Annotated in this window: 13 protein-coding genes and 1 pseudogene; 6 read left to right on the top strand and 8 right to left on the bottom strand. The window is 72.8% G+C overall.

Annotated features, from left to right (window positions below; genetic code table 11):
• Positions 1-2: 2 nt before the first annotated feature.
• The 4 genes from QF030_RS27975 to QF030_RS27960 all read right to left on the bottom strand — a co-directional run bounded on the left by QF030_RS27975 (position 3) and on the right by QF030_RS27960 (position 7294).
• On the bottom strand, positions 3-3512 hold the full coding sequence (locus QF030_RS27975; protein ID WP_307165362.1) for an SAV_2336 N-terminal domain-related protein: 3510 nt from the start codon (positions 3510-3512) through the stop codon (positions 3-5).
• A gap of 7 nt (positions 3513-3519) precedes the next feature.
• Positions 3520-4542, bottom strand: a complete 1023-nt coding sequence (locus tag QF030_RS27970; protein WP_307165361.1) for an AAA family ATPase — start codon at positions 4540-4542, stop codon at positions 3520-3522.
• A gap of 110 nt (positions 4543-4652) precedes the next feature.
• Positions 4653-6707 (bottom strand): VMAP-C domain-containing protein, encoded by a 2055-nt coding sequence (locus QF030_RS27965; RefSeq protein WP_307165360.1) that lies wholly within the window; start codon positions 6705-6707, stop codon positions 4653-4655.
• A gap of 80 nt (positions 6708-6787) precedes the next feature.
• On the bottom strand, positions 6788-7294 hold the full coding sequence (locus QF030_RS27960) for a CU044_2847 family protein (RefSeq protein ID WP_307165359.1): 507 nt from the start codon (positions 7292-7294) through the stop codon (positions 6788-6790).
• A 235-nt stretch (positions 7295-7529) separates the two neighbouring features.
• Between QF030_RS27960 and QF030_RS27955 the strand changes: the two genes are divergently transcribed.
• The 3 genes from QF030_RS27955 to QF030_RS27945 all read left to right on the top strand — a co-directional run bounded on the left by QF030_RS27955 (position 7530) and on the right by QF030_RS27945 (position 10193).
• Positions 7530-7709 carry a DUF6104 family protein gene (locus QF030_RS27955; RefSeq protein ID WP_003992906.1) on the top strand — a complete coding sequence of 60 codons (180 nt, stop codon included), beginning with the start codon at positions 7530-7532 and terminating at the stop codon, positions 7707-7709.
• 164 nt (positions 7710-7873) lie between these two features.
• Positions 7874-9016 (top strand): DUF4097 family beta strand repeat-containing protein, encoded by a 1143-nt coding sequence (locus tag QF030_RS27950; protein WP_307165358.1) that lies wholly within the window; start codon positions 7874-7876, stop codon positions 9014-9016.
• Between the two features lies 1 nt (position 9017).
• Positions 9018-10193: a PadR family transcriptional regulator gene (locus QF030_RS27945; protein ID WP_307165357.1), complete on the top strand. Its 1176-nt coding sequence runs from the start codon at positions 9018-9020 to the stop codon at positions 10191-10193.
• A 190-nt stretch (positions 10194-10383) separates the two neighbouring features.
• On the opposite strand, the gene QF030_RS27940 is transcribed toward QF030_RS27945, so the two are convergent.
• The 4 genes from QF030_RS27940 to QF030_RS27925 all read right to left on the bottom strand — a co-directional run bounded on the left by QF030_RS27940 (position 10384) and on the right by QF030_RS27925 (position 14035).
• On the bottom strand, positions 10384-10983 hold the full coding sequence (locus QF030_RS27940) for a Clp protease N-terminal domain-containing protein (RefSeq protein ID WP_307165356.1): 600 nt from the start codon (positions 10981-10983) through the stop codon (positions 10384-10386).
• Positions 10983-11192: a helix-turn-helix domain-containing protein gene (locus QF030_RS27935; RefSeq protein WP_016437953.1), complete on the bottom strand. Its 210-nt coding sequence runs from the start codon at positions 11190-11192 to the stop codon at positions 10983-10985. Before QF030_RS27935 ends, QF030_RS27940 begins: the two co-directional genes overlap by 1 nt.
• Before the next feature lie 126 nt (positions 11193-11318).
• On the bottom strand, positions 11319-12284 hold the full coding sequence (locus QF030_RS27930; protein ID WP_307165355.1) for a zinc-binding dehydrogenase: 966 nt from the start codon (positions 12282-12284) through the stop codon (positions 11319-11321).
• A 521-nt stretch (positions 12285-12805) separates the two neighbouring features.
• Complete coding sequence (locus QF030_RS27925) at positions 12806-14035, bottom strand: NAD(P)-dependent malic enzyme (RefSeq protein ID WP_307165354.1); 1230 nt, start codon at positions 14033-14035, stop codon at positions 12806-12808.
• 611 nt (positions 14036-14646) lie between these two features.
• On the opposite strand from QF030_RS27925, the pseudogene QF030_RS27920 reads away from it, so the two are divergent.
• The 3 genes and pseudogenes from QF030_RS27920 to QF030_RS27910 all read left to right on the top strand — a co-directional run bounded on the left by QF030_RS27920 (position 14647) and on the right by QF030_RS27910 (position 17363).
• A pseudogene (locus QF030_RS27920) lies at positions 14647-15616 on the top strand (ABC transporter substrate-binding protein).
• A 38-nt stretch (positions 15617-15654) separates the two neighbouring features.
• On the top strand, positions 15655-16593 hold the full coding sequence (locus QF030_RS27915; RefSeq protein ID WP_307165353.1) for an amino acid ABC transporter permease: 939 nt from the start codon (positions 15655-15657) through the stop codon (positions 16591-16593).
• A complete protein-coding gene (locus QF030_RS27910; protein ID WP_307165352.1) occupies positions 16590-17363 on the top strand; it encodes an amino acid ABC transporter ATP-binding protein in 774 nt (257 codons plus the stop codon). The genes QF030_RS27915 and QF030_RS27910 overlap by 4 nt, the downstream gene beginning before the upstream one ends.
• Positions 17364-17610 lie beyond the last annotated feature (247 nt).

Here is a 17610-nt window from a genome sequence, read left to right as displayed (position 1 = left end):
GCTCACGTCGCCCGTTCCAGCGCGGCCAACCGCCGCGCCGTCTGCTCCGCCGTCGGCTCACCCGTCCCCAGGTGATCGTCCGGCAGCCTCGACCACTCCGCACGGGCCAGGCGATAGGCCTCGCGGGCAGCGCGCGGCCGGGCGGCCGCCTCATAGGACATACCCCGCCAGTGATGGGCCTGCGCGCACAGCTCGACGGCCTCATGGCGCCGACGGCCGGTTTCGGCCACCCCCTCCGCCTCCCGGGCCGCCTCCGCCGCGTCGCGGAAGGCGTCGACCGCGAGGTCGAGCCGGGCCGGGCGGCGCAGGCTGCGGTAGGCCTCGAACTGGACCTGGCCCAGTTCCAGTCGACAGCGGGCGGCCAGCAGCGGATCGCCCGCGTCCGCCGCCGCGAGCCCGAAGAGGTGCTCGGCCTCGCGCAGGTCGACCCGGTCCCCGCGGGCCCGGTAGCGCAGCATCAGGGCGCGGCCGAGCAGCAGCAGCCGGTGGGCGACCTGACGGCTGCCCGCCGGGGTCTCCATCCGGCAGTCGCGCAGGACCCGGATCGCCCGGGACAGCGCGTCCTGCGCCCGGACCCCGGAGCGGAGCCCGGCCAGCCGCAGCAGCGCCTCGCCCCACTCGGCGAGGACGTCGGCGTGCACGGGCGCGTCGCGGGACATCCGCTGGGCGGCCTGCGCGAAGCGGTCAGCGGCCGTCTCCAGCTCCGCCGGATCGCCCGACTCGGCGTATCGGGCCACGGCGATCCGGCCGGCCCGCGCCAGCAGGGACGCCCGCCGTCCCTGTTCGCGCACCAGGGCGAGGGCCTCGTCGACCCGGGCCTGGGCGTCGTCCAGCGGGCCGCCCGCCTGGAGCAGCGCGTCGACCAGGTCGAGCAGGATGCGCACCCGCGCGCGTGCCGACTCGGCGGTGTACGGCTCCGCTCCGGTGTCCAGGGCGGTGCGCAGCGACTGCGCGCCCTGCTCGGCGTAGAGACGGGCCTGGACGGGATCGGTGGTGGCGCCCGAGAGCCGCAGCAGGATACGGCCGTGCTCCAGGGGGAGTTCGGGCGGGCGCTGACGCCGGTCGGGCCAGACGTCGGCGAAGGCCTCCAGCATGCCGACGGCGCCCTGGAGCAGCGCGCTGTCCCCGCCGAGCCGCCACTGCGCGTCCAGGGCGCGCACGCGTTCCAAGGTGAGTTTCAGCGCCTGCTTCTCGTCGAGCCCGGGCGCGGCGCAGGCGACGGCGTACTCGCGGTCGGCGCGGCGCAGCAGGTCCAGCGCGCCGGTGCGGTCGCCGCGCCGTCTGCGGTCGGTCGCGCCCGCGTGCAACACCCGGGCCAGCACGGCCCGTTCGTGCAGCCGGCGCGGGTGCGCGGTCGCCCGTTCGGCGGCCGCCTCGGCCTCCTGGAGGAGGTCGTCGCCGCCCTGCACCTCCCACAGCCGCAGGGTGCAGTGCGCGTACTCGGCCCACAGTTCGGGGTCCGCGCCCGTCCGCTCGCGCTCGGTGGCGCCGCGCAGCAGCTGCACCGCGTCGATGACGTCCTGGATCATGCCCTCGCTGTCGAAGCGCTCGATCAGCGCTCGGGCCCTGCGGACCGCCTGGTGCGTCGGCCGGTCCACGGGCTGTCCCGGCCCGGTCTGGCCCGCGGCGCTCTCGAACTGCTCGGGCAGCGGCATGAACCGCCGCAGCACGCGGGCCGCGACCTCCGCGAAGGGCTGGGGCACGGGTGCCTCCTCGCCGTTGCCACCGTGGTCGCCGTCGTCCCCGTGGTCTGCGTGGTCGCCGTGGTCTGCGTGGTCGGCGTGGTCACCCTGGTCCGTGCGCGGGGCGGTGGACGCGGACGGGCGTCCCGTGCCGCCGTCGCCGAGCTGGGCCAGGGCGAGAGCCGGGAAGTTGGGGCCGCCCTTGCCGAAACGCTGCTCGATGTACTCCGAGCAGTGCTTGAGCACCAGCATGGCCTCGTCGCGGCCCAGCCGGGACAGCAGGGCGTCCCGCACATCGGGTTCGATGCGGTACCACTGGGCGCCGCCGTCGGTGTACTCCTCCGACGCGCGCGTGACCAGGCCGCCGACCAGCACCTCGGCCAGTTCGGCCGGCCCGGAGTCGGGCAGCATCGTGCGCTGGACGAGCTGCATCACGGGCAGGCACAGGGGGGCGGCGGCCAGATAGACGGCGAGCCGTCCGGCGGCCGGGGAGGCGCTGGAGCTGAACCTGCTGACCCGTTCGAAGGGCGTGCGCCGCCGGTCGGCGCGCGCCGCCGGGGCGGCCGACTGGTCCGCGCGCACCCAGCCCACGGCGCCCGGGACGGGCCCGGCACCGGCCCCGGACAGCAGCCTCGCCCAGGCGCCGAGGGCGACCGGCTCGGGCGGCAGCACCGGCACCGGCAGCGCACCCCGGCGTGCCTCCGCCGGAACCCCCGCGGGGGTGCGTACGCGCAGCGCGGCCGCTCCGCCGAGCGTCTCGCCGCGGCTCAGCTCGCAGAACAGCACCGGCAGCCGGGTGCGGTTCCACAGGCGCTGCGGCAACGGCTGGAGCACGGCCACCGGGCCCTGCCGGGAGAGGTGGTGCAGCAGCCGGTGCGCGTGGCCGCTGTGCCACAGGGGGCCCGCGCAGTCACTGACGAACAGGACGATCCGGCGGCCGGTGGGGTCGCTGAGCCGGTCCGCGGAGTGCAGCGGCACCGCGTAGGCGTCGGGGCTGCGGCTGACGGCCGGCCGGCCGTCGGGCCCCTGGTGCAGATGGCTGACCTGGATGTCGGAGAAGGCGCCCAACTGACCGAAGACCTGCTGGAGTTCGATGAACAGCCGGTCCCACACGCGCATCGAGGACGAGGCGTCCAGCACCAGCTGGAGCCGGGCGTCGCCCCGGGTGACGGGCCGGTGGACAGGCAGGATCAGGCCGCCCGCCTGCGCGCTGCGCTCCGCCGTCGCCGTCTCGTCGAGCCGCATGCGCAGCGGTGGAGCGGGGCTCCGGTAACGCTGCAACCGCCGTAACGCGCGCTGGAGTTCGAGCGGGGCGGGCAGCACGGGGGCAGCGGGTACGCCCACCGGCAGCGCGGCGGCCCGCCCCGCACCACGGGTGCGCTCCTCCCCGTCCTGCGGTACCGGGTAGAGGCTCACCCGCCCGTCGGCCCCCACCTCCCGCGGCGGCCGCTCCGGCCGTTCGGTGCGGTCCCCCCGCGGCCGTCCCTCCCCGTCGCGGCCGTTGCCGCCGTCGGGCCGGGGCGTGGGCCGGCCACCGGTCCCGACGGACGGGTCCTCCTGGTCGGCGGCGTGCACCGGCCGGGTCCAGCGCGCCAGCCAGAGCGCGTCGCACAGCTGCGGCACATCGGGGTCGAGTCCCACGTCGCGCAACCGGGCGACGAGTTCGGCGAGCGGATCGCCGCCGCGCGCTTGGGGCGTCGGTGCGGCGCCGGGCTCGTCGGAGCCGCCCGGGGTGCCGGGACGGGCGCCTCCCGCCGCAGCCTCGCCCGGGGTGTCGGGACGGCGGCCGTCGGGCGGCACGGGCCCGTGGCGGGCCGCTGCGTCGGGCATCAGGCCCTCACCTCGGGCGGTCGAGTCGCTGGATGAGCAGGTCGGCCAGGCGGTCACGACTGGGCGGCGCGGCCGCGTCGGTGAGGTAGATCGCGTTCAGCAACTGGTCCGCCGCGAGGAGTTCACTGCGCGACCGCTCCAGGAACCGCGTGATCAGGTCGTCCCCCGCGCGCGCCGCCTCGTCGCCGAGGTGCGCACGGACGAAGGTGGCGAGCCGGTTGTGGTCGGGGCGCCCCAGCTCCAGGTGGATGCAGCGGCGCATCAGCGGGGCCGGGAAGTCGCGCTCCCCGTTGCTGGTGAGCACGACGAACGGGAAGGCGCGGCAGCGCACGCGGCCGTCCCGCACCCGCACCTTCACCCCGTCGGCGGTCAGCACCTCCGCCTCGCCGTCCGGCAGCCGGTCGGCGATGCGCTCCAGTTCGGGGATCGCGAACTCGCCCTCCTCCAGGACGTTCAGCAGGTCGTTGGGCAGGTCGATGTCGCTCTTGTCCAGCTCGTCGATGAGCAGCACGCGCGGGGTCTCGGAAGACAGCAGCGCGGTGCCGAGCGGTCCCAGCCGGATGTAGCTGCCGATGCCCTCGACCGCGCCCGGCGAGCCCGCCGCCGACCCGAACCCGCCCTGGGCGGCTATCTGCACGTCCTGGAGCCGGGCGATCGCGTCGTAGTGGTACAGCCCGTCCTGGAGCGCGGACCGGCTGACGATCGACCAGCGCAGCACGTCGCCCAGGCCGAGTTCGTACGCCACCGAGTGGGCGAGCGTGCTCTTGCCCGCGCCGGGGCTGCCCGTGACGAGCAGGGGACGGCGCAGATAGAGCGCCGCGTTGATCATCTCCAGTTCCTCGGCGCCCGGCCGGTGCAGTTCCGCCAGGTGCCGGTGCGCGCCGAGCCTTCGGTCCTGCGAACCGTCGCCGGAGCCTGCCGCGTCCCGGCTGGTGAAGTCCCGCCAGGGGGGCGGGTCGGGCAGCCGCTCGATCCCGTCGTGCGGTTCGCCGGCGCCACGGTAGATGAGCCACTCACTGGATTCGGTCATGATCCGGTCCTCGTCACTCGTCCACCCGCCGCGGCCGTCCGAACGTGCATCACGTTATCCATCCTGGAGGTGCCTGGTAAGGGGCCGACCGGCCCCTCGGGCGGGTGGGTTCAAGGGGCCTCCAGCAGGTCTCCGGCACCGGGCAGCGGCTGATGGGGGTCGTCGTACAGCAGGGCGACGCCGTCGGCCCAGAAGGACTCCGTACGGCCCGCGCGCAGCCGCATCCGGAGATCGTGCACCGCCTCGGGCAGATGCTGCGCGCTGGGCGGTTCGGCGATCCCGTCGATCGTGCCGCGGTGGAACTCCCCGCAGACGGCGTCGGCCCGGCCGTGCCGCCGGCGCCACAGGGCCACGCCGTAACCGCCCAGCACGATCCGCGCGAGCGCCTCCGCGTCGTCCTCGTACCGCAGGTCGCCGTAACGGCAGAGCACCGGGACGGTGCCGTGCGACAGGGCGCGCAGCTGCTCCACGGTCGGTACGGGCTTGCGCAACCCCTCGTCGCAGTCCAGGACTTCGGCCCTGGCCCGGTGCCCGTGCAGCCAGCGCCAGCGGGCCCGGCGCTCCGCGTCCAGGTCGTCCGGACCGTCCAGGTCGTCGGTGCCGTACGCGCCGAACGCCTCGTCGGGCAGCAGGTCGCGGTCGGCGCAGCGGACGACCACCGGCCGCAGCGTCCCCAACGGCTCCTGCCCGGGCGTCAGTTGCCAGGTGTCGACCTCCAGGCCGAGCAGCGCGTGGGGCAGCGCCACCTGAAGGAGCGCGGGCCTGCCCGGCTCGTCGCAGTGCCGGAAGGCCTCCCCGAGCGGGCCGGCGAGGTGCGCGGGCAGGTCGGCCAGCAAGGTGCGCTCGGCCTCGTGCAGCCGGACCACCTCGCCGCCGGGCGCGGCCGTGGAGACCGACCAGTCGCAGCGGTCCGGCTCCCAGCCGCGCCGCACCAGTTCGAGCAGGGCGGAGGGCCGGGCCGCACTGCCGACGCGGTGAGCGCCGAAGACCGTGGCGGGGACGTCGCGCTCCGCCTCCTCCCGCCGGCGCAGCCGCTCGAACCGCTGCTCGGCGAGACCGGACCGGTAGCGGGCGCTCAGCCGCTGCGCGGTCTGCCACACCCAGACCCACAGGGCCTTCTCGGCGTCCGGGGTGCTGGGCACGACGAACGGGCGCGGGGCGGACATCGCCCGCATCGCGTAGTCGAGGACCAGTTCCAGCGCCCCGTCGTCGCTCGCGCTCTCGTACAGCGCTCCGAGGCCGTCGCGCCAGCCGCGCGGCGCGGGCAGCGGGGTGGGGGCCTGGAGTTCGGGCAGGGAGTCCAGGATGTCCAGCAGACCTCGGGTGCTCTGCGGCGGCGGGAGTTCGGCGAGCCGGCCCAGCAGCTGGATCCGCTCGTCCGGGCTGAGGGTGCGGCCCGGCCGCGCGCCGAGCCTGCCCTGCACGTCGGTCCAGGTCTGCCGCCGGGAGGCGGGGTGGCGCTGCCGGTCGCGGTGGTAGCGGTCGTGGGCGTGGAAGACCGCCTGGTACAGGTCGCTGTGCTCGGCGGGCACCGCCTCGGCCGGGACCCGCAGGGTGCGCAGCTGCTCGATCCCGGTGGACGTGCCGCCCGGCCGGTGGTCCGAGCGCGCCTTCAGCACGCCGATCACCTCGCCGCGCTCGGGGTCGATCACCGGGCCGCCCGAGACGCCGTACGGCAGGTCGTTGTCGCCCAGCCGCATCTGCACGTCGGAGGACCAGCCGCCGATGGTGCCCTGCACGGTGAGCGTGCCGTCCAGGACCTGTAAGCGGCCCTCGTTCTCGGTCCAGCCGGCGTACAGCACCCGGCCCTCGCCGTAGTACGCCGCCGGGCGCTCGGAGACATACACGCACTCGTGGTCGTCGACCGGCTCGGTCAGCTGGACCAGGGCGAGGTCGGGGGCGGGCCAGTTGCCCGCGGGCAGGGCCTGGCCTGTGCGGTCGGTCCGGTCGGTCCGGTCGGGAAGCGTCGCCACCACCCGGCCGGGGGCGGTGGACGTGCCCCGCCCGGGTGTCGTCCCGTACACCACCACGACCTCGCCCCCCTCCCCGCCGCAAGCCACATGTGCGCAGGTCAGAACCCAGTTGGGGGCGACGAAGAAGCCGCTCCCGAGGAACGTGTCGGGTTCTTCCAGGGCATACCCGACGACCGGGCGATGAATGCGCACGGTCGCCGCCACGACGAGTTCACGCAGTGCACGACGGGCCGCATCGAACGCGTTCGATGCGCCCGGGGCGTGCCCGCCCGTCATTCCGCGCCCCCGCCCACGGTGCCGTCGGCGCCCCCGTGCACCGGCGCGCCGGGGGACGCGCCCGCGCGCCGGACCCCGTCCTCGCCGGCCGACGAGCCGTCACGCGCGCGGGCGCCCGCGCCGGGGGACGCGGGAGGCGGTGTGCCGGGGTCCGGTGGCCCGCCGTTCCAGGTGAGGGTGACCGTGATGCCGGCCTTGGCCTCGCCGTCGGCGAGCAGACCGACGACCTTCCCGGCCTTGGCGGTCAGCTCGATGCCGAACTCGACGCTCACCTCGTCGGGCCGCACCGCGCGCAGCGGCTCCGCCAGCGATCGCGCGACCCCCGTGACGAGCGCGTGCAGGCTCTCCACGCTCGCCTCCACCCGCTCGGCGAACCCGGTGTCGCTGTACGACAGCCGCCCGGACGGCGCGGTCAGCTCCCCCGTCCCCGAGATCCGGGCCCAGACCGGCGTCCCGTCCGGCAGCGCGATGCGCGCCACCCGTGTCACGTCCTCACCGCTCATGGCACTCCCCCGCTTCCCCAGTCCCCCCGGCCCCGCCCGTCGGCACGCGGGCCGGCCGCGGGGTTCCGACCGCGCGAGGGCTCCGGCGGCCCGCGGGACGCCGTCCTCCTGCGCCTATCCTTTTCCTGTCCCCTCCCCCAGCGGAGAGCGGATCTCTTCCTCCCCTCGCAGGAACAAGGGTCCTTCCCCCGAGGGGGGATGCCTATCCCTGCAACCGACCCACGGAGCACGATCCATGTACTTCACCGATCGCGGAATCGAGGAGCTCGAGAAGCGGCGCGGCGAGGAGGAGGTCACCTTCGAGTGGCTCGCCGAGCAGCTGCGGACGTTCGTCGACCTGAATCCGGACTTCGAGGTGCCGGTGGAGCGGCTGGCGACATGGCTGGCACGGCTGGACGACGAGGACGACGAGTAGGCCGTTCACGACGGTTCGCGTGGAGGGGCGCCCCGGGGGCGCCCCTTTTGCGTACCCGGTGATCACCGGAACGGGTGTCTTGACTTTCCGTGCCCGCGATATATCGTGTTTTGCGGGAGACGCGATATGGCGTGTCGTGTCGCTGTCGTGAGGAGGTCCGCACCATGTCCGAGTGGTCCGTCGCCGAGCCGAGGAAGCTCTCTTTCGACGAGCCCGTGAGCGAACTGCGCGTGCGCATCGTCGACGGCACCGTGAACATCGTGGGCGCCGACGAGGGCCCCGCCCGCCTGGAGATCTCGCGGATCGAGGGACCGCCCCTGGTGGTGAGCCATCGCGACGGAAGCCTCACGGTGGCGTACGAGGACCTGCCCTGGAAGGGATTCCTCAAGTGGCTCGACCGCAAGGGGTGGCGGCGCAGCGCCGTGGTCTCGCTGGCCGTGCCGGCCGGCACCCGCGTGGAGGTGGGCGTCGTCAGCGCCGGCGCGGTGGTCTCCGGCATCGAGGGCGGAGCCGAGGTGAGGGGGGTCAACGGGGACACGACCCTGGTGCGGCTCTCGGGACCGGTGCGCGCGGACACCGTCTCGGGGAGCGTCGAGGCCCAGGCCCTCACCGGCGATCTGCGCTTCAACTCCGTGTCCGGCGACCTGACCGTGGTCGAGGCGGGCTCCTCCGTGAAGGCCGACTCCGTGAGCGGGTCGATGATCGTCGACCTCGATCCGACCAGCCGCCCCGCAAGCATCGACCTGACCAGCGTGTCGGGCGAGATCGCCATCCGGCTGCCCCATCCGGCGGACGCACGGGTGGAGGCGAACACCGCGAGCGGCTCGGTCTCCAACGCCTTCGAGGACCTCCGGGTCAGCGGGCAGTGGGGCGCCAAGCGCATCACCGGCCGACTGGGCGCGGGCAACGGCAGCCTGAAGGCGACGACGATCTCCGGCTCGATCGCCCTGCTGCGACGACCCCCGGCGGAGGACACGGCGTACGAGCCGGCCGACAGTGCGGTGGGCGAGGCGTCGCACGACGCGCCGGGCGACACGGTGGACGACGGGTGGCCCGACGAGCGGAAGGCGAAGCCGGCGACCGGCGCGCCGAAGCAGACACAGGCGTCGGTGTCGAAACCGGCGCCGGAACCGGCTCCGGCCTCGGCTCCGGCCCCGGCCCCGGCCCCGGCCCCGGCGACCGGACCGCAGGGTGGAGCGGGCTCAGGCAGGTCCACCGGCTCGGGGGACAATGCCGTTTCCGGCCAGGGCGGCGAGAGCTCCTCCGGCGACCCGGCCGACAGCACGACCGACAAGAAGGTGCTCTGACATGCCCCCCGTCTTCGCCCACGGCCGTCTCCGCCTCTACCTGCTGAAGCTGCTGGACGAAGCGCCGCGCCACGGCTACGAGGTGATCCGTCTCCTCGAGGAACGCTTCCAAGGGCTCTACGCGCCGTCGGCGGGCACGGTCTACCCTCGGTTGACCAAGCTGGAGGCCGAGGGCCTGGTCACCCACACCAGCGAGGGCGGCCGCAAGGTCTACGCCATCACCGACGCGGGCCGGGCCGAGCTGGCGGACCGCAGCGGCGAACTGGCGGACCTGGAGCTGGAGATCCGCGAGTCGGTCGCCGAACTGGCCGCCGAGATCCGGGCCGACGTGCGCGGCGCGGCGGGTGATCTGCGGCGCGAGATGCGGGCGGCGGCCACCGAGGCCCGTCAGGGCGCCGGGCCGGGTTCCGCGGAGTCCGGCGAACCGGGTGAGTACGGGGAGTACGGCGACAAGGAGTCGTGGCGCGCCGCCAAGGAGGAGATGCGCCGCGTCAAGCAGGAGTGGAAGGAACAGGCGCGCCGGGCCAAGGACGAGAGCCGCCGTGCCCGCGAGGAGGCCCAGCGGGCCCGCCGCCAGGCCAAGGAGGCGCAGGAGCGGGCCCGTACCCAGGCCCAGGAAGAAGTGCAGCGCATCGCCCGCAGGGTCCAGGAACAGGTGCAGGACCACTTCAGCCGGGGCGACTGGCCGACCGGCGTCCGCGAGGGCCTGACGGAACTCGCCAAGGAGTTCGGGGACTTCGGCAGGGAGTACGGCAGGGACTTCGGCTTCGGCCGCACCGGCACGCCGGGCTCCACGGCGGCCTCGGCGACCACCCCCGGCCCGACGGCTCCGACAGCCTCGACGGCGACCACGCACCCGGAGGACTCCGCCACCGCGGCGCCCCGCCCCACCGAGAGCTCCCGCGCCGCCGAGGGCTCCTGCGCCGCCGAATACTCCCGCACCCCGGAGGACTTTCCCGCCGGGTACGAACCGGCCTGGGCCCACGAGGACGCCTACGAGAACAGTGGTGGCGACCCGGCCCGTGATCTGGACCGCCTGCTCGACCGCTTCCGGGACGACATCCGCGACGCGGCCCGCGACCACGGCGTCACCGGGGACCAACTCCGCGAAGCGCGCCGCCACCTGTCCACGGCGGCGGCACACATCGGCGTGATCCTGCGAGCACCGAAGCCCTGACGCCCTGGGCCTGCGCAGGGCGGGCGAACAGACAGCCGCCCGGCCCGGCACCCGAACAGTCACGCAACCGGACACCCGGACAGGCGCACTGACAGCCAGGCACACAGACAGGCGGTCAGGCAGTCAGAGAGACAACCAGGCGCCACCAGCACACAGGCGCACAGGCGCACAGGCACACAGGCAGGCGGACTCAGCCGGCCTTGGCCTCGGCCGGGGCCCCTGGCTCACCCCCTCGGCTGTCGCCGTACAGCACCCGCGTGAGGGACGCGTGGGTGACGCCGTGGTCGGCGAGGATCTCCGAGGGGACGCCACGGCGGGTGGTGAGGGCGAGCAGCAGATGCTCGTCCCCGATATGCCGTTCTCCACGGGCGACGGCGACGCGCAGGGTGCCGGTGAGCAGGTCCTTGGCCCCCCGGCTGAACGGCCGCCGTCCGGACCGTCCGCCGAAGAGGCCGCCCCGGCCGGTGGCGGCCAGTGCTCCTTCGCCGTGCGTCTCCTCGACCCGGGCCACGATCTCCGACAGGTCGATGCCCAGCCCGGACAGGGCGTCCGCGTCAGCCCGGGAGAGCCCGCCGCGGCGACGCGTCTCGTCCAGGTCCCGCACCAGCCCCGCCCGCCCGCCGGGCGGCAGACCGAGCGAGGCCAGCGCGAAGGAACCGCGACTGCCCTCACGGTCGAGCAGGGACAGCAGTACATGCGTCTCCTCGACCCGCGTCGCCTCCTCCCGCTCGGCGTGTCCCACCGCGCCCTCGACCACGGCACGGGCGTCCTTCGTGAACCGCTCGAACATCAATGCCTCCCGTACTTCTTGTGCACGGCCTGCCTGCTGACTCCGAGCTCCGCGGCGATCTCCTGCCACGACCAGCCCTGGTTGCGCGCACTGCGCACCTGCACCGCCTCCAACTGCTCCAGCAGCCGGCGCAGTGCGGCGACGGCGCGCAGTCCGACCCGTGGGTCGCGGTCTCCCGCGCGCTCCGCGAGATCCGTTGCTTCGGTCATGACGTCAACCTACGTTGACATGTCGGCCGTGTCAACCATGGTTGACGCCAGCGGCATGCGAAGGGCGGGCCCGGAACCCCGGACCCGCCGACAGTTCTTGCGGGAGACTCGGCCGCGGCCGAGGACTCAGCCGTTGGTGAGCACGATCTTGCCGAACAGGTCGCCGGACGCGAGCCGTTCGAAGCCCTCGCGGGCCCGGTCGAGCGGCAGCACCTCGTCGATGACGGGACGGACACCGGTCGCGGCACAGAAGGAGAGCAGATCCTCCAGTTCGTCCTTGGTGCCCATGGTGGAGCCGACGACCTTCAGCTCCAGGAAGAAGATGCGGGTCAGCTCGGCGTGTGAGGGCCGGTCACCACTGGTGGCGCCGGAGATGACGAGCGTGCCGCCGGGCCGCAGGGACTTCACCGAGTGCGACCAGGTGGCCGCGCCGACGGTCTCGATGACGGCGTCCACCCGCTGCGGCAGCCGCGCACCGGGCTCCACCGCCTCGACGGCCCCGAGCTCCAGGGCCCGCTTCCGCTTGGCCTCGTCCCTGCTGGTGGCGAAGACGCGCAGTCCGGCCGCCCGGCCCAGCACGATGGCCGCCGTGGCGACACCGCCGCCGGCGCCCTGGACGAGGACGGAGTCACCGGGGCGTACACCCGCGTTGGTGAAGAGCATGCGGTACGCCGTCAGCCAGGCCGTGGGCAGACAGGCGGCCTCCTCGAAGGAGAGCTCCTTGGGCTTGGGCAGGATGTTCCAGGTCGGCACGGCGACCTGCTCGGCGAAGGTGCCCTGGTACCTCTCGGTGAGGATGGAACGAGGCTCGTCGGGCCCGACACCGTGCCCGCTCTGGCCGATGACGGAGTGCAGGACGACCTCGTTGCCGTCCTCGTCGACCCCGGCGGCGTCGCAGCCGAGGATCATCGGCAGTCGGCCCTCGGGGAGACCGACGCCCCGAAGCGACCAGAGATCGTGATGGTTGAGGGAGGCGGCCCTGACATGGACGGTGCTCCAGCCCGGCCGGACCTCGGGGGCCGGGCGCTCCCCCGACTCCAGGCCGGAAAGCGGCTGGTCGCGGTCGATTCGGGCGGCGTAGACGGCGAACATGAAGCCGACGATAGGGTCCGGCGACGACGAGCGAAACCGAACGCCACTGTGAGACATGCCCTCTTGCGCTCCCACGCCCGGCACCGCCCGAGCACCGACCGGCCAGATCCAGCCGTGCCCGGCACACCGCCCGAACACCAGCCGCCCACACGCAGCCCTGCCCGGCACACCGCCCGAACACCAGCCGCCCACACGCAGCCCTGCCCGGCGCCACCGACCGAGCCCGGCCGGCCAGATCCAGCCGTGCCCGGCACACCGCTCGAGCGCCGGCCGACCAGGCGCAGCCCACCCGGCCACCCGGCACCGCCGAGCGAGCGCCGGCCGAGCGGGAGCGCCGGCCGAGCGCCACGGTCGGGCAGATGCAGCCCGTCCGGCGCTTGAGGACGAGGCCCGTTCAGGGCCGAAGCGGGGGTCCAGGGGCGGCAGCCCCGGGGACGGCGCCCTCGTCATCACCCGAACGGGCGGGTGGGTGGGCAAAAAAATGGCCCCGCCCTCGCGGACGGGACCATCCGGGACGCACGTCAGCGACGAGCAACCCCTTCCGCACGAGCAGCCGCGGCCACCGCCGCGGTCACCGCGGGAGCGACCCTCTCGTCGAACGGCGACGGGATGACGTAGTCGGCGGCGAGATCGTCACCGACGACCCCCGCCAGCGCCTCGGCCGCCGCGATCTTCATACCCTCGGTGATCCGCGAGGCACGCACCTGAAGCGCGCCCGCGAAGATCCCCGGGAACGCCAGCACGTTGTTGATCTGGTTGGGGAAGTCCGACCGCCCGGTCGCGACGACGGCCGCGTACTTGTGCGCGACGTCGGGATGCACCTCGGGCGTCGGGTTGGCCATGGCGAAGACGAACGCGCCCTTCGCCATCGAGGCCACCGCCTCCTCCGGGACCGTACCGCCGGAGACGCCGATGAAGACGTCGGCGCCCGCCAGCGCCTGCTCCAGCGACCCGCTCAGCCCGGCCTTGTTGGTGAACCCGGCCAGCTGGCGCTTGACGTCGGTGAGGTCCTCGCGGTCCGCCGAGACGATGCCCTTGCGATCGGTGACCGCGACGTCCCCGATGCCGGCCTCCACCAGCATCTTGGCGATGGCGACACCGGCCGCGCCGGCGCCCGAGATGACCGCGCGCAGCTCGCCGATGCCCCGGCCGCTCAGCCGCGCCGCGTTGCGCAGCGCCGCCAGCGTCACGATCGCCGTGCCGTGCTGGTCGTCGTGGAAGACCGGGATGTCGAGCGCGTCCTGGAGCCGGCGCTCGATCTCGAAGCACCGCGGCGCCGAGATGTCCTCCAGGTTCACTCCGCCGAACGAGGGTGCGAGACGCACCACCGTCTCGATGATCTCGTCCACGTCCGTGCAGGCGAGCGCGATCGGAACCGCGTCCACCCCGCCGAACTGCTTGAACAGGATCGCCTTGCCTTCCATGACCGGAAGGGAGGCCTCGGGGCCGATGTCCCCGAGCCCGAGGACGGCGGTGCCGTCGGTCACGACGGCGACGACGGACGACTTCCAGGTGTAGTCGTTCACCAGGTCCGGCTGTTCCGCGATCGCGGTGCACACGCGCGCGACGCCGGGGGTGTAAGCGAGGGACAGGTCGTCCCTGTCGCGGATCGGGACGGTGGCCTGCACGGCCATCTTTCCGCCGCGGTGCAGCGCGAACACCGGGTCGAAGGAGTCGAGGGGCTCCGCACCGCCCTCCCGGCCCGTCTGGTCGGCGCTCTCGCTGCGAGGATTGACGATCTCCGCTGCCACTGTGTTGTACCCCTTAGGTCTGCATGGTTTGAGGGTGGCCACTCCTGATTGAGAAGTGGGCGGGCATCGCGCGGGGCCCCAGAGGTGATGCGTACGGGCACCTGCGCGTCGGGCGCGCCGCACACGCGCCCTGAGCCCCGGATGAGGGGTGTAAAAATCCTTCTTACCGGACGGACACCACAGCCGACGAGTCCATTCCGTGCAAGGTCACACGGCTCACGCTGTGGACCTTGGACAGAGGTCACCTTGAGTGACATGACTCATGCGCGAAGTCTCGCCAAGCCGCCCGGAACCCTTGACACGGACTCAAGTCGACGAACAGCGCGCACGCCGGACGACCACACCGTGAGATCAACCGAAGATCTTTCGGCCGGAACGGGGGATTCCCGCAGATGGTCCGGCTCCGTCCGGTCGTGATGTACCGGAGTGATGCGGTTCGGGGGTTGCCCGTTATCCGATTTTGACATGGCTGGCCCCCTGAATGGCGTCGTCCGAATGGCAAGATGCCGTCATCACACGAGGTCGCGACACCCGAAGGTGTGTGTTCTCGTCGACCCATCGGCATTTGTCGACCCATCGGCATCTCCATCCATCCGCCGGAGGAATCCACCATGACCGCAAGCTCCACCCGACGCACGACCGCCGCGCGCACCCGCCTGGCAGCGGTCGGATCCCTCGCGGTCGCTGGCGCCCTGCTGCTCACCGCCTGCGGTGACCAGACCAAGGACAACGGCTCCGGAAGCAGCGACAGCGCGTCGACGAGCGCCGCCCCGCTGGCCGACAAGCTGCCCCAGGCGATCCGGGACAAGGGCGTGATCCGGGTCGGTTCCGACATCGCGTACGCGCCCGTCGAGTTCAAGGACGACTCCGGCAAGACGGCCGGTATCGACCCCGACATCGCCGCCGCCATGGGCGAGCAGCTCGGCGTGAAGTTCGAGTTCCAGGAACGCCACGTTCGACACCCTCGTCGGCGGTCTCGCGTCCAAGCGCTACGACGTCGCCATGTCGGCCATGACCGACACCAAGGACCGCCAGGAAGGCATCGACGGCGACACCGGCAAGAAGGTCGGCGCCGGCGTCGACTTCGTCGACTACTTCACCGCCGGTGTCTCCCTCTACACCAACAAGGGCGACGCCCAGGGCATCAAGACCTGGGACGACCTCTGCGGCAAGACCATGGCCGTGCAGCGCAACACCTTCTCGCACGACCTCGCCAAGGACCAGGCGGCGAAGTGCAAGAAGGACGGCAAGGCCGCACTCAAGATCGAGGACTTCGCCACCAACCCCGAGGCCGAGACCCGGATGCGCTCCAAGGGCGCCGACGTCGTCTCCGCCGACTTCCCGATCGCCGCCTACTCCGTGAAGAACGCCGGCGGCGGCAAGTACTTCGAGATCGTCGGCGACCAGGTCGAGGCGGGGCCGTACGGCATCGCCGTCGCCAAGGACAACACCGAGCTGCGCGACGCGCTGCAGGCGGCCGTCCAGGCGATCATCGCCAACGGCGAGTACAAGAAGATCGTCGAGAAGTGGGGTGTCGCGGACGGCGCGATCACCGAGTCCAAGATCAACGGCGGTTCCTGACACCGCATCGTTCGACTCGGCTCTGAAAGGCTCCACCCGTGACTGTTGACGTCAACAAGACGGACGGTCCCGACGCGACGCCCCCCGCCGGGCCGGAGGCCATCAAGGCCATCCCGGTCCGGCACCCGGGGCGCTACGTATCGGCGATCGTCGCGCTCGCCCTGCTGGGCTCGGTCGTCTACGCCTTCGCCCAAGGCAATATCAACTGGGGCGCGATCCCCGACTACTTCTTCGACGACCGCATCATGCACGGCGTCTGGAACACCCTGCTGCTCACCGTGCTGTCCATGGTGATCGGCATCGCCGGCGGCATCCTGCTCGCCGTGATGCGCCTGTCGAAGAACCCGGTGACCTCGTCGATCTCGTGGTTCTACATCTGGTTCTTCCGCGGCACCCCGGTTCTGGTCCAGCTCTTCGTCTGGTTCAACCTGGGTCTGGTCTTCGAGTACATCAACCTCGGCCCGATCTACAAGGACTACTGGTCGTCCTTCATGACGCCGCTGCTGACGGCGCTGCTCGGGCTGGGACTCAACGAGGCCGCCTACATGGCCGAGATCTGCCGTGCCGGCCTGCTCTCGGTCGACGAGGGGCAGACGGAGGCCTCGCACGCCCTGGGCATGAGCCACACCAAGACCCTGCGCCGGATCGTCATCCCGCAGGCGATGCGTGTGATCGTGCCGCCGACGGGCAACGAGGTCATCAACATGCTGAAGACGACCTCGCTCGTCTCGGCGGTGCAGTTCGCCGACCTCTTCAAGGAGGCCCAGGACATCGGTCAGAACGCGGGCTCCACGGTCGAGATGTACTTCCTCGCCGCCGCCTGGTACCTGATCATGACCTCGATCCTGAGCGTCGGGCAGTACTACGTCGAGCGGTACTACGCGCGCGGCTCGAGCCGCACCCTGCCGCCGACGCCGCTCCAGCGTCTGCGGAGTCTCGTCCTGCCCACCCGCCGCCCGAAGGGGGTCACGGCATGACGCAGCCCTCCCACGCCATGGTGAAGGCCGAAGGCGTCCACAAGTCCTTCGGCGCGGTCGAGGTCCTCAAGGGCATCGACCTGGAGGTCAGGAACGGTGAGGTGTTCTGCCTCATCGGCCCCTCCGGTTCCGGCAAGTCGACCTTCCTGCGGTGCATCAACCACCTGGAGAAGGTCAACGCCGGACGGCTGTACGTCGACGGCGAGCTGGTCGGCTACCGCCAGAAGGGCGACAAGCTGTACGAGCTCAAGGACAGCGAGGTCGCGCTGAAGCGCCGGGACATCGGCATGGTGTTCCAGCGGTTCAACCTGTTCCCGCACATGACGGCCGCGGAGAACGTCATCGAGGCCCCGGTCCAGGTCAAGGGCGTCAGCAAGGCCCAGGCCAGGGAGCGGGCGCGGGAGCTCCTGGACCGCGTCGGCCTCGCCGACAAGGCCGGGAGCTACCCCTCGCAGCTCTCCGGCGGCCAGCAGCAGCGCGTCGCCATCGCCCGTGCCCTGGCGATGGACCCGAAGCTCATGCTGTTCGACGAGCCGACCTCGGCGCTCGACCCGGAGCTGGTCGGTGACGTCCTCGACGTCATGCGCGACCTGGCCGAGTCCGGGATGACGATGGTCGTCGTCACCCACGAGATGGGCTTCGCCCGCGAGGTCGGCGACAGCCTGGTCTTCATGGACGGCGGAGTGGTCGTGGAGTCCGGCAACCCGCGCGACGTCCTGACCGACCCGCAGCACGAGCGGACGCAGGCGTTCCTGTCCAAGGTGCTGTAGCGGCACGGCGGACGGAAAGGGGCGGTACGGGAATCCCGTACCGCCCCTTCCGCCGTTCGGGACGTCTCCAGGCCGACCGGCGACGCCGGCTGGCTGGTTTCCGCCGGTACGCGGGCCCGGTCGCTTCGGCGCCGGCAACAGGGTGTCACCGGCCGCCGCCCGCGGGCCGAGCCTCGCTGAAGCCCTGTTCGACCAGCACGCGAACGTGCCACCACCCGGCCCGGCCGAGCACCCCGTCGAGCCTGGC

This window comes from Streptomyces rishiriensis, from assembly GCF_030815485.1.
GTDB lineage: Bacteria > Actinomycetota > Actinomycetes > Streptomycetales > Streptomycetaceae > Streptomyces > Streptomyces rishiriensis_A.
Note: the sequence above shows the minus strand (reverse complement) of the source record. Positions and strands in the feature narration are given on the sequence as shown.

What these genes read in the sequence shown, in the direction of transcription:
- QF030_RS27950 (WP_307165358.1), top strand. Translation starts at nt 7,874, where the DNA reads ATGTCCGAGTGGTCCGTCGCCGAGCCGAGGAAGCTCTCTTTCGACGAG.
- QF030_RS27955 (WP_003992906.1), top strand. Translation starts at nt 7,530, where the DNA reads ATGTACTTCACCGATCGCGGAATCGAGGAGCTCGAGAAGCGGCGCGGC.
- QF030_RS27930 (WP_307165355.1), bottom strand. Translation starts at nt 12,284, where the DNA reads ATGTTCGCCGTCTACGCCGCCCGAATCGACCGCGACCAGCCGCTTTCC.
- QF030_RS27940 (WP_307165356.1), bottom strand. Translation starts at nt 10,983, where the DNA reads ATGTTCGAGCGGTTCACGAAGGACGCCCGTGCCGTGGTCGAGGGCGCG.
- QF030_RS27960 (WP_307165359.1), bottom strand. Translation starts at nt 7,294, where the DNA reads ATGAGCGGTGAGGACGTGACACGGGTGGCGCGCATCGCGCTGCCGGAC.
- QF030_RS27975 (WP_307165362.1), bottom strand. Translation starts at nt 3,512, where the DNA reads ATGCCCGACGCAGCGGCCCGCCACGGGCCCGTGCCGCCCGACGGCCGC.
- QF030_RS27935 (WP_016437953.1), bottom strand. Translation starts at nt 11,192, where the DNA reads ATGACCGAAGCAACGGATCTCGCGGAGCGCGCGGGAGACCGCGACCCA.
- QF030_RS27970 (WP_307165361.1), bottom strand. Translation starts at nt 4,542, where the DNA reads ATGACCGAATCCAGTGAGTGGCTCATCTACCGTGGCGCCGGCGAACCG.
- QF030_RS27945 (WP_307165357.1), top strand. Translation starts at nt 9,018, where the DNA reads ATGCCCCCCGTCTTCGCCCACGGCCGTCTCCGCCTCTACCTGCTGAAG.
- QF030_RS27910 (WP_307165352.1), top strand. Translation starts at nt 16,590, where the DNA reads ATGACGCAGCCCTCCCACGCCATGGTGAAGGCCGAAGGCGTCCACAAG.